The 11,153-nt window shown below is 67.4% G+C and carries 11 protein-coding genes; 5 read left to right on the top strand and 6 right to left on the bottom strand.

Annotated features, from left to right (window positions below):
• The first annotated feature begins 50 nt into the window (after positions 1-50).
• The 3 genes from ABYB95_RS09210 (at position 51) to ABYB95_RS09200 (ending at position 2,320) form a co-directional block, all read left to right on the top strand.
• Positions 51-782: a D-alanyl-D-alanine carboxypeptidase/D-alanyl-D-alanine-endopeptidase gene (locus ABYB95_RS09210; RefSeq protein WP_372658165.1), complete on the top strand. Its 732-nt coding sequence runs from the start codon at positions 51-53 to the stop codon at positions 780-782.
• A 27-nt stretch (positions 783-809) separates the two neighbouring features.
• Complete coding sequence (locus tag ABYB95_RS09205) at positions 810-1,067, top strand: SemiSWEET transporter (RefSeq protein ID WP_372658164.1); 258 nt, start codon at positions 810-812, stop codon at positions 1,065-1,067.
• Positions 1,068-1,204: 137 nt separating this feature from the next.
• On the top strand, positions 1,205-2,320 hold the full coding sequence (locus ABYB95_RS09200; RefSeq protein WP_372658163.1) for an SGNH/GDSL hydrolase family protein: 1,116 nt from the start codon (positions 1,205-1,207) through the stop codon (positions 2,318-2,320).
• Positions 2,321-2,408: 88 nt separating this feature from the next.
• Here ABYB95_RS09200 and ABYB95_RS09195 read toward each other — a convergent pair whose 3' ends face one another.
• The 4 genes from ABYB95_RS09195 to purE form a co-directional block, all read right to left on the bottom strand.
• Positions 2,409-3,347 carry an SGNH/GDSL hydrolase family protein gene (locus tag ABYB95_RS09195; RefSeq protein WP_372658162.1) on the bottom strand — a complete coding sequence of 313 codons (939 nt, stop codon included), beginning with the start codon at positions 3,345-3,347 and terminating at the stop codon, positions 2,409-2,411.
• A gap of 163 nt (positions 3,348-3,510) precedes the next feature.
• Complete coding sequence (locus ABYB95_RS09190; RefSeq protein ID WP_372658161.1) at positions 3,511-4,533, bottom strand: L-threonylcarbamoyladenylate synthase; 1,023 nt, start codon at positions 4,531-4,533, stop codon at positions 3,511-3,513.
• A 96-nt stretch (positions 4,534-4,629) separates the two neighbouring features.
• The gene (locus tag ABYB95_RS09185) at positions 4,630-5,868 is read right to left on the bottom strand and encodes a 5-(carboxyamino)imidazole ribonucleotide synthase (protein ID WP_372658160.1); all 1,239 of its coding nucleotides are present in this window, start codon (positions 5,866-5,868) and stop codon (positions 4,630-4,632) included.
• Between the two features lie 97 nt (positions 5,869-5,965).
• Positions 5,966-6,457, bottom strand: a complete 492-nt coding sequence (gene purE / locus ABYB95_RS09180) for a 5-(carboxyamino)imidazole ribonucleotide mutase (RefSeq protein ID WP_372658159.1) — start codon at positions 6,455-6,457, stop codon at positions 5,966-5,968.
• A 180-nt stretch (positions 6,458-6,637) separates the two neighbouring features.
• On the opposite strand from purE, the gene trxA reads away from it, so the two are divergent.
• Positions 6,638-7,546 (top strand): thioredoxin, encoded by a 909-nt coding sequence (gene trxA / locus ABYB95_RS09175; RefSeq protein ID WP_372658158.1) that lies wholly within the window; start codon positions 6,638-6,640, stop codon positions 7,544-7,546.
• A gap of 114 nt (positions 7,547-7,660) precedes the next feature.
• On the opposite strand, the gene mgrA is transcribed toward trxA, so the two are convergent.
• Both mgrA and ABYB95_RS09165 read right to left on the bottom strand, forming a co-directional pair.
• Positions 7,661-8,701 carry an L-glyceraldehyde 3-phosphate reductase gene (gene mgrA, locus ABYB95_RS09170; RefSeq protein ID WP_372658156.1) on the bottom strand — a complete coding sequence of 347 codons (1,041 nt, stop codon included), beginning with the start codon at positions 8,699-8,701 and terminating at the stop codon, positions 7,661-7,663.
• A 232-nt stretch (positions 8,702-8,933) separates the two neighbouring features.
• Entirely contained in the window at positions 8,934-10,454 is a 1,521-nt protein-coding gene (locus tag ABYB95_RS09165) for a CoA-acylating methylmalonate-semialdehyde dehydrogenase (protein ID WP_372658155.1), read from the bottom strand.
• A gap of 115 nt (positions 10,455-10,569) precedes the next feature.
• Between ABYB95_RS09165 and ABYB95_RS09160 the strand changes: the two genes are divergently transcribed.
• On the top strand, positions 10,570-11,153 hold a 584-nt coding region (locus tag ABYB95_RS09160), incomplete at its 3' end, for a LysR family transcriptional regulator (protein WP_372658154.1).

Raw genomic sequence — 11,153 nt, 5'->3', positions numbered from 1 at the left:
TTCGGCTTGCCCAGCAACGGGTGTAGCACGCGCGTGAGCGCCTTCTTGATATGTCCAACTGGCCGGTCGCCTACCAAGACCCGGCCAGCTACGCCGCGCGCGCGCTCGAAGGCCTGTGGCGCGCCTCCGGCGGCTCGCTCACCGGCACCGTGCGCCCGGGCCTCACGCCACCCGGTGTGCGCCTGCTGCACGAAGCCCGCTCGCTGCGGCTCGCCGAGATCATCACCGACGTCAACCAGTGGAGCAACAACGTGATGGCCCAGCAGGTCTTTCTCACGCTGGGCCGCTTCAAACCCTCGGCCGTGGCCGCGCCCGGCAGCGCGGCCAACGAACTGGCGCCGCTGCGCGTGGCCCGGTTCGAGCGCTCGCGCGAGGTGGTGGCCGACTGGTGGGGCCGCACCTTTGGCACGCGCCTGACGGCACCGGTGCTGGAAAACGGCTCCGGCCTTTCCCGCACCGAGCGCATCACCCCGCAAGCACTCATGGGCCTGCTGCGCCACGCCGCCCGCCACCCCCAGGGCGCGCAATTCATCGCCTCGCTCTCGGTGGCCGGTGTGAGCGGCACGGCGGCCCGCATGGCGCGCGGCAGCGACAGCGCGGCGCGTGGCAACGCCTGGCTCAAGACCGGCACGCTGCGCGACGTCACCGGTGTGGCCGGCTACGTGCTGGCACGCAACGGCAAGCGCTATGTGGTGGTCGGTTTCGTCAACCACCCCGATGCGCCCAGTGGCCGCCCCGCGCTGGAAGCGCTGGTGGAATGGACCGCCGCGCAGACCGACTGAACCCCAAGCCCTGGCGCCCACTACCCCATGCCCATCGACAACCTCCTCGGCTACGGTGCCGCCTTTCTCACCACGGTGAGCTTTGTGCCCCAAGCCTGGCTCACCTTCAGAACGCGCGATGTCAGCGGTATTTCGCTGAGCATGTATTGCGCCTTCACCCTGGGCATCGCCCTGTGGCTGCTGTACGGCCTGGCCCTGGGTGCCTGGCCGATCGTGGTCGCCAACGCCATCACCCTGATGCTGGCGCTGGGCATCCTGGTCATGAAGCTGCGCTTCAGGAACTGAACCGCCCTCTCGCACAGGTTCGGCGGGCGCGCCAACCGCACCCGCGTTAACCCTCTGGACCAGCCAAAACACCGCCGGTACAGTCTTGCAGACAAAAGAACGGTCGTTCTTTTGTACGTATTCACAGGGGACTCATCATGATTTTTCGCACCCGTTTGGCGGCACTCTCCGCCGCAGCGGCCTTGGTTCTGGCGGCCTGTGGTGGCGGTCACGACTACACGCAGGTGGTCTCGTTCGGCGACAGCCTGAGCGACGTGGGCAGCTACAAGACCGCCGGTATCGCCGCTGTCGGCGGTGGCAAGTACACCGTCAACGGCCCCGAGGGCAAGGTCTGGGTCGAACGCCTGGCCGAACGCCTGGGCCTGGCCATGCCCTGCGCGGCACAGACTGGCTTGAACGCCAGCGGCTCCCTGGCCTCGTTTGTGGGCGCCGTGACCACCCAGGCCAACTGCACCGGCTATGCGCAAGGCGGCTCGCGCGTCACCAACCCCATCGGTCCTTGGAACGCGGCCCTCAAAGCCTCCAGCGATGCGACCACGGCCTTCCAAGGCCAGCTGGGGCAGCTGACCGTGCCACTCACCACCCAGGTCGCCAACCACCTGGCCGCCAACGGGGGCCAGTTCCGGTCCAGCGCGCTGGTGCTGGCGCTGGCCGGGGGCAACGACCTCTTCATGCTGGCGGGCGGCATACCGGCCCGGGTGGCGGAACTGATGGGGCAGAGCATGACGCAACAGCAGGCCACACAGACCGCTGCGGGCGAAGCGGTGCAGGCCATGGGTGTGGCCGGCGGTGAACTCGCGGCCCTGGTCAAGAACCAGATGCTGGCCAAGGGCGCTACCCGCGTGGTGGTGGTCAACCTGCCCGACGTCAGCCTGACCCCGAGCAGCGTGGCCGAGGGCACGGCGGCCCAGGCCCTGACCAAGTCCATGACCGAGGCATTCAACACCCAGCTGGCAGCGGGTCTGGCCAACACGCCCGGCGTGCTGCAAGTGGACGCCTTCACACGCAGCATCGCCCAGGCGGCCAAGCCGTCCGAATACGGGCTGACCAACCTGACCACACCGGCCTGCGACAAGACCTCCAGCCTCAATCCGTTCCAGGGTTATTCGCTGACCTGCACCACCGCCAGCACGCTGGTGGGCACCGACGTCTCGCACTACGCCTACGCCGACACCGTGCACCCCACGCCGTACGCACACCAGTTGCTCTCAAATTTCGTGATTGCCGAAATGCAACGCAAGGGCTGGCTCTGACCATCGACGGGCCGGGGAGCATGCCAAGAAAAAGGCCCGGTCGAACCGGGCCTTTTTTATGGACGGCGGCTGTTCCGCCTGCCACCACTTACCAGCGTTTGACGATCTGGTCGTAAGCGTGGTTGCCAAAGAGGCGGTGCGCCGCTGGCGTGGGGTGTGTCTGGTCGGCAAACAGGTACAGCGCCGGGTCAGCCCCCGCCACCAGATCGCCCGACGCCGCCGTGCACGAAGTGGCCGGATCGGCCAGGCAGACCGCTGCGGTCGCGTTGGTCAAACCATAACCGCCGGGGTTCTCCACCAACAGATTGATGTACGACGCCGTGTCCACAAACAGCACGTTGGCGCCCAGATCGCTGGCATCGGTCTTGAAGCCGTCGTTGATCTGCTGCGCCGCTTCGGTAAAGGCGGTTTGCTGCGCCTGCGCAATCGCCAGCGGCGACTTGCCCATGTCGTAAACACCGGCCACCAGCAGGTATTTCACGCCACCGGTCACCAGGCGGTGCACCTGCGCGGCAAATGCCTTGCCCTCGGCCTTCAAGGTGGCCAAGGCCTGGGCCTGGGTCTGGGTCGCGGCCTTCACGGCGGCCATGGCGCTGACGACGCCGGCCATGGGGATGTTGATCAGCACCACGTCGTTGGCGCCCGGTGTACCGGCGCCCAAAAACGCGCCCACCTGGGCTTCGATGCTGGGCGCGGCGCCCGACACCACGGAGCCGCCCTGCGCATAACCCGCGCCGCCCGACCCCACGTCGGCCACGCTCAGGTTGTAGCGTCCGGCCAGCTGCAAGGCCCAGATATTGGTGCTGCCGTCGTTCACCGTGTAGCGCGATGCGCCCAGGTAGCTCAAGCCGTCGCCGAGCACGATGAAACGGCTGGGCCGCAAGGCGGAGACGATGTCGCCCGAGCCACCGCAGGCACTCAGCAAGGCGGGGCCCGCCAGCACCGCCGTGGTGGCGAGCAGACCACCGCGCAGGAAGCGGCGACGCGAAGCGGGTGGGGTGGCGGAGGAGGCGGTTCGGTTCTTCATGTTCACTTTCACTGGACCACGGAGCCATGAACGCTTCACGGCCAGCAGGTGGTCTCGGTCAAACAGGGGGTGGCAAGCCCGCTATCTTATCGGCTGGCCGCACACGCAAGGGCAGCGCACCCGGACTTTGCCCGAACTTTGCGCAAACTTTGGGCAAGCGGCTTCACGCCGCCGCCCGCACCAGCCGGTCGCGCACGCCGTCCCAGTCCGGCCCGGGTGGTGGCGCTTCGACCCAGATCAGGCGCACATCCGGACGGTCCAGTGCGCGCAGCACGGCAAACAATTCCTGGGCGCAGGCCGCAGCATCGCCCGGCATGGTCCGCCGCGCCACACCGGCGCCGGTTTTCACGGCGGCGCTGGCGTAGACCGCGATGTGGCTGGCATTCGCCCCCAGCACATCGAGCGCGGTTTGCAGGGACCGGGCGTCCATGATGCGCACCCGGGCCTGGGGCGCGTAGTGCGACTCCAAGGTGCCAGAGGCGCGTGGCGCGGCTTCGTCGCGGCCCGCCACCGCCTGGCCACAGGCCACCGCGATCTGTTCGGGCGTGAGCATGCCGGGACGCAGCAAGACCGGGCGGCCCCGGCTGCAGTCCACGATGGTGGATTCGATGCCCACCGGGCAGGCGCCGCCGTCCAGAATGAGCAGCTGCTCGTCGCTCAGGCCGGCAAATTCATCGGCCACGTGTTGCGCCGTGGTGGGGCTGACACGGCCAAAACGGTTGGCGCTGGGCGCGGCCACGCCGTTCACCCCTTGGGCACGGGCCGCTGCCAGCAGCGCCTGCGCCACCGGATGCGAAGGGCAGCGCAAGCCCACCGAATCCTGTCCCCCCGCCGCCACCGCAGCCACCTCGGCGCGGCGCGGCAGGATGAGGGTGAGCGGCCCGGGCCAGAAGGCCTGCATCAGGCGCAGGGCAAAAACCGGTAGCTCGCGGGCATAGGGCGCCACCAGGGCCGCCCAGTCCGGCGCTGGGCCCACGGCTTGCGCATGCGGCGCGGCCAGGTGCACGATCAGCGGGTGGTTGCTGGGGCGGCCCTTGGCGTCAAAAATGCGCTGCACCGCGCTGGCGTTGTCGGCATCGGCGGCCAGGCCGTACACGGTCTCGGTGGGCATGCCCACCAGCGAGCCGGCCGCGAGCCGCTGCGCGGCCGCCGCGATGGCGGCGGGATCTTGGGCAGGCAGCAGCAAGGCCATGTCAGTGCACGCCCGCGCAACGCAACACCGGCTCGACGCTGCTGTGCGCCAGAGCGGGTCCGAGGTGCTGACGGCGTTTCGGGCGGTGTTTCATGCGTCCAACGCGGGCAGGCCCAGCAGGGTCAACGCCTGGGCCGCGGTTTCGCGCACCTCGGCCACGGTGGCGGCGGTGATGTTGAGGTGGCCCATCTTGCGCCCGGGCCGCGCGCTCAGCTTGCCGTACAGGTGCAAATGCACGCCCGGCAAGGCCAGCAACTGGGCCCAGGGCGGCGACACCGGCTGTTCGCTGGCCTGGGCACGCACCGCGTTGGGCGCGAACCAGAGCTCGCCCAGCAGGTTGACCATGATGGCCGGACTGTGCTGGCGCGGCGTGGTCAGCGGCAGGCCGGCCAGGGTGCGCACCTGGGCCTGGAACTGCGACACGTCGCAGGCGTCTTGCGTGTAGTGGCCGCTGTTGTGCGGGCGTGGCGCCATCTCGTTGACGATCAGGTCTTGCCCACCCTGGCCATCGTCGACCACGAAGTACTCCACGCACAGCACCCCCACGTAATGCAGGTGGTGGGCAATGGCCACGGTGCTGGCGGTGGCCCGTTCGGCCAGCGCAGCGGAAACGGCGCCCGGGTAGACCTCGGTCAGCGCCAGGATGCCTTCGTGGTGGGTGTTCTTCTGCACCGGGAACGCCACCACCTGGCCGTCGGCGCCCCGCGCCACCAGCACCGAACATTCGGCGCGCAAGGGCAGCATTTTTTCCAGCACACAAGTCACCTCGCCCAGCTGCTGCCAGGCGGCGGCCAGCGCTTCGCGTGTGGCCACCCGCACCTGGCCTTTGCCGTCGTAACCCAGGCGCGCGGTTTTCAGAATGCCGGGCAGCAGATCGGCGGGCACCGCCGCCAGTTGGGCGGCGTTTTCGATCGCCGCGTGGGGCGCGGGCGACACGCCGCTGAGCGGCGCGCAGGCCACAAAGTGCGCTTTTTCGGCCAGCCGATCCTGGGCCACCGCCACCGCCGTGGCAGAGGGCGCCACGGGCCGGTGCGCGCCCAGCGTCACCAGCGCGGGCGCGGGCACGTTCTCGAACTCGGTGGTGATGGCATCGCAGCGCTGCATGAGCTGGGCCAGGCCTTGCTCGTCGCCGTAAGCGGTCTGGATGTGGAAGTGGCTCAGCAGGCCCGCCGGGCTGGCCGTGTCCGGGTCCAGCACCGCCGTGAAATACCCCATGGCCTGGGCCGCCTGCACGAACATGCGCCCCAGCTGGCCGCCGCCCATCACGCCCAGGGTGATTTGTTGTCCGGTGGCCGAGGTGCTGCCGGGGAGAAGGGTTTTGAGACTCATAAATACAGTTCCAGATGGCCGACAAACAGCTGCGTCCCGTTCCCTTGACCGCCCACACAGCGGAACCGACAGGACAGCGCCGAGCTGCGGGAGGGGCTCATGCCCCCGGTAGGATCATGGCGCGCGCGGCGTCGGTCTGGCGCACACGGTAGGCTTCGAGTTGTTCGCGCAGCGCCGGATTCTCGCCAGCCAGCATGGCCACCGCAAACAGCGCCGCGTTGGCAGCGCCTGCCTGGCCAATGGCAAAGGTGGCCACCGGAACGCCCTTGGGCATTTGCACGATGCTGTGCAAGGAATCCACGCCACTCAGGTGTTTGCTCGCCACCGGCACGCCCAGCACCGGCACCACGGTTTTGGCCGCCAACATGCCCGGCAGGTGGGCCGCGCCGCCCGCGCCCGCGATGATGGCTTTCAGGCCGCGTCCGGTGGCGGCTTCGGCGTAGGCGAACATGTCGTCGGGCATGCGGTGCGCCGAGACCACGCGGGCCTCGTGCGCGATGCCAAATTCCTGCAGGATGTGCACGGCGTGCTGCATGGTGTCCCAGTCGCTGCTGGAACCCATGACCACGCCCACTTGGATGGAATCCATGATCGAGCCTCTGAACGCGCCGCCCGTCGGCGACACATGAACCCACGAAGGGCGGTGAACGGCCTTGACCGCAAGAAGACCCGGCAGGTCTCCGGTAAAGTGTCGATTTTACGATTCGCGCCGCAGCCGCTTGCGCGCGTTGGCCGACCCCGCGCCCGCACACCCTCTCCGAGACCCACCATGATCAACGTCACCACCGCCAATTTCGAAGCCGAAGTCATCGCCGCTTCGCACAGCATCCCCGTGCTGGTGGACTTCTGGGCCCCCTGGTGCGGCCCTTGCAAAGTCATAGGCCCGCTGCTGGAAAAAATCGAAACCGCCTACGCCGGCCGCTTCAAGCTGGTGAAGATCGACTCCGACCAGGAACAACAACTCGCCGGTGCCTTCGGTGTGCGCAGCATCCCCACTTGCGTGCTGCTCATGAACGGCCAGCCGGTGGACGGCTTCATGGGTGCAGTGCCCGAGGGGCAGATCAAGGAGTTCCTGGACAAACACCTGCCGCCAGCCGAGGTGCTGGAAGCCGAAGTGACCGAACTCGGCACCACCGACGCGCCCGCGCCGGGCACACCCGAAGACCGGCTGGAGGAGCTGCGGCTCACGCTGGCCAAGGACGCCGAGAACGACGACGCGCGCTTCGAACTGGTCAAGCTGCTGCTCGCCCAAGGCGAGGACGACGAAGCCAAGGTCGCGTTCGCACCCGTGATCGCCAAGGCCGTGGCGGTGCGCCGCCTGGATTCGCTGCAGCGCTGGATGCATGCCCGCGACGCGCAGATCGACATGGCCGAGCCGACGGCCCGCATGGCCGAGCTGCAAGCCGCCATCGCCACCAACAAGCGCGACTTCGAAGCCCGCTTTGCCCTGGCCCAGTTGCACATGGCCCAGAACCACTGGACCCAAGCCATGGACGAGCTGCTCGACATCCTGATGCGCGACAAGACCTGGAACGAGGACCTGGCGCGCAAGACCTACGTGGCCATCCTCGACATCATCGAGCCGCCCAAGGTCCAGGTGGCCGAAGGCCAGGTGCCACCGGAAGACCCGACGGTGGCGAGCTACCGCCGGCGCTTGTCGAGCGTGGTGTTGAGCTGAACGCGCAACGGCGCTCGGAGCCGCTTTCGGTGCGCCGAAGCGAACGCCGCAGCGCTTGAAAGGGCGCCCCCTTTGAAGGGGGTCGCGCGCAGCGCGACCGGGGGGTGGGTCAGCCTAAACCCGCTGATCGGTCGAAGGCTTCTTCCAGAGGTTGATGCCGCCGTCCACCGCGTGCTGGTCGATCGCGGCCAGTTCGTCGGCGCTGAAGGCCAGGTTTTTCACCGCCCCCACCAGTTCCACGATCTGCGCCGGTCGGCTCGCGCCGATCAGGGCCGAGCTCATGCCGGGCTGGCGCAGCACCCAGGCCACCGCCATTTGCGCCAGGCTCTGGCCACGCGCTTGCGCGATCTCATTCAAGGCGCGCACATGCGCCAGGTTTTGCTCGTTCAGGTGTTCGGCTTTCAAGGAGCCGCCGCCGGGCTGGTTGATGCGGGCGTTGTCCGGAATGCCGTTCAGGTACTTGTCGGTCAGCAGCCCCTGGGCCAATGGGCTGAAGGCGATGCAGCCCACGCCCTCGGCTTGCAAGCTGTCCAGCAGTTCTTCTTCGACCCAGCGGTTGAGCATGCTGTACGAAGGCTGGTGGATCAGCAGCGGCACACCCATCTGGCGCAGCAGGGCCGCGGCCTCGCGTGTCTTGCTGGCCGAGTAGCTGGAAATGCCCACGTAGAGCGCCTTGCCTTGCTGCACGGCGGTGGCGAGCGCACCACTGGGTTCTTCCAACGGGGTGTCGGCGTCGAAGCGGTGGGAATAAAAAATGTCCACGTAGTCCAGGCCCATGCGCTTCAAGCTCTGGTCCAGGCTGGCAAGCACGTATTTGCGCGAACCACCGCCCTGGCCGTAAGGGCCCGGCCACATGTCCCAACCGGCTTTGCTGGAGATCAGCAACTGGTCGCGGTAGGGCCGAAAGTCGCGCCGCAGGTGTTCGCCGAAATTGGTCTCGGCGCTGCCGTAGGGCGGGCCGTAGTTGTTGGCCAGGTCGAAGTGGGTGATGCCCAGGTCGAAGGCGGTGCGCAGCATGGCACGCTGCGTTTCCATGGGCGTGGTGTCGCCAAAGTTGTGCCACAGGCCCAGGGTGATGGCGGGCAGTTTGAGGCCGCTGTTGCCGCAGCGGCGGTAAGGCATGGTGTCGTAACGGTGGGTGGCGGCTGCGTACATATGGTGTCTCCTGTGTCGGCGCGAAAGGGGAAGCGCACACTCTACCCAGTAACCACGTGGTAACGCCACTGCGACCAAGATATCCCTGAAAAGCTACGAAGCACCGTCACCTTCACCGGGATCGCGATGCGCAACAAGCGCCAGCCCCCACCCAGGGCACTCGAGGATCCGGCTCCGCCGGTCCCAGAGTGCGCCCCCCTCAGGGGGGACGCGCCAAGGGCGCGCAGCGGGGTTACTTGGATACAGGCATCACGAACTCGGCGCCCTTGCCGATCGATTCGGGCCAGCGCTGCATGATGGACTTTTGCTTGGTGTAGAAGCGCACGCCCTCTTCGCCATAGGCGTGCATGTCGCCGAACAAGCTCTTCTTCCAGCCGCCGAAACCCTGCCAGGCCATGGGCACCGGAATCGGCACGTTGATGCCCACCATGCCGACCTGGATGCGGCGGGCGAACTCGCGCGCCACGTTGCCGTCGCGGGTGAAGCAGCTCACGCCGTTGCCGAACTCGTGGTCGTTGATGATTTGCACGGCGTGGGCGAAGTCGGGCACGCGCACGCAGCTCAGCACCGGGCCGAAAATTTCTTCTTTGTAGATCTTCATGTCGGTGCGCACGTGGTCAAACAGCGTGCCACCCATCCAGAAACCTTCTTCGCAACCTTCACCGGTCTGGCGTGCGTCAAAGCCCCGGCCGTCGACCAGCAACTGGGCACCTTCTTTCGCCCCCGCTTCGATGTAGCCGGTGATGCGCTGGTGCGCCGCAGCGGTGACGATGGGGCCCATCTCGGCGGCCAGGTTGCTGCCGTTCAAAACCTTGAGGGCCTTGGTGCGTTCGATCAGCTTGGGCATGATCTTGTCGGCCACGTCGCCCACCAGAACCGCCACGCTGATGGCCATGCAACGCTCGCCGGCCGAGCCGTAGGCCGCGCCGATCAGCGCGTCCACGGCCTGATCCAGGTCGGCATCGGGCATCACCACCATGTGGTTCTTGGCGCCACCCAGGGCTTGCACGCGCTTGCCGTGGTGGGCGCCGGTTTCGTAGATGTAGTTGGCGATCGGCGTGGAGCCGACGAAGCTGATGGCTTTCACATCGGGGTGCACCAACAGCGCATCCACCGCCTCCTTGTCGCCCTGGACCACGTTGAACACACCATCGGGCAGACCGGCCTGCTTGAACAGGTCGGCCATGAACAGGCTGGCGCTCGGGTCGGTCGGGCTGGGCTTCAAGATGAAGGTGTTGCCGGCGGCGATGGCCACGGGGAACATCCACATGGGCACCATGACGGGGAAGTTGAACGGCGTGATACCGGCCACCACACCCAAGGGCTGGCGCAGCGTCCAGTTGTCCATGCCGGTGCTGACCTGGTCGGAAAAATCGCCCTTGAGCAGCTGCGGCATGCCGCAAGCGAACTCGATGATGTCGATGCCGCGCGCCACTTCGCCCTGCGCATCGGTGAAGACCTTGCCGTGCTCGCCGGTGATCATGTGGGCCAGTTCGTCCTTGTGCTGGTTCACCAGCTCCAGAAACTTGAACATCACCCGGGCACGGCGGATCGGCGGCGTGTCGGACCAGGCCGGGAACGCGGCCTGGGCGGCGGCGACTGCGACATCCACATCGGCCCCGTTGGCCAAGGCCACGCGGCCGGTGACGGCGCCGGTGGCGGGGTTGAAGACGTCTTGTGCCCGCGCAGACGAACCCGCGGCGGACGCGCCTGCGATGTAGTGGTTGATCGCGGTGATGGGGGAAGTGCTCATGGTGTGTCTCGTGTAGGGGTTGCGACGGAAAGCTGGGATCAGTGTAGGAACAGAGCGCCTGCGGTACAACCCATAAAACCTGAATTGATTGTTCAATATAGTGAACAATAGACGCATGAACGAGCAAAAAACTCAGGAACTCTGGAGCCATTTCCATTGGCTGGGCGTGTTGGCCCAACAAGGCAGCTACACCGCTGCGGCCGCCCGCCTGGGTGTGAGCAAAGCCGCCATGAGCCAGCGCATCGCCGAACTGGAGCGCATGGCCGGCGTGTCGCTGGTGCAGCGCACCACGCGCAGCGTGCGCCTGACCGAGGCCGGGCAGCGCCTGGTGGACGACACACGCGCTTCGTTTGAGCACATTGCCCAGTCGTTCTCGCGGGTGCGCGATCTGGCGGGCGCGCCGCGCGGCCTGCTGCGTGTGACCGCGCCGGTGGCCTTTGCGCGCCAGCAGCTGGTGCCCCGCTTGTCCGATTTCATGCGCCAGTACCCCGAGGTCCGGTTGGAGCTGGACATGGCGGACCGGCTGTCGTCGCTGGCCACCGAGGGCTTTGACCTGGCGATCCGCCACACCGCCAACCCACCCGACACCCACGTGGCCTGGACGCTGTGCGCCACGCGCTCGGTGCTGGTGGCCAGCCGCGCCTACCTGCGCCGCCAGGGCGCGCCTGAGGTTCCGAGCGATCTGGCGCGGCACAACTG

Source organism: Hydrogenophaga sp. (assembly GCF_041633695.1).
Lineage (GTDB): Bacteria > Pseudomonadota > Gammaproteobacteria > Burkholderiales > Burkholderiaceae_C > Hydrogenophaga.
The sequence above is the reverse complement of the archived record's forward strand: the minus strand, read 5'-3'. Positions and strand labels throughout refer to the sequence as shown.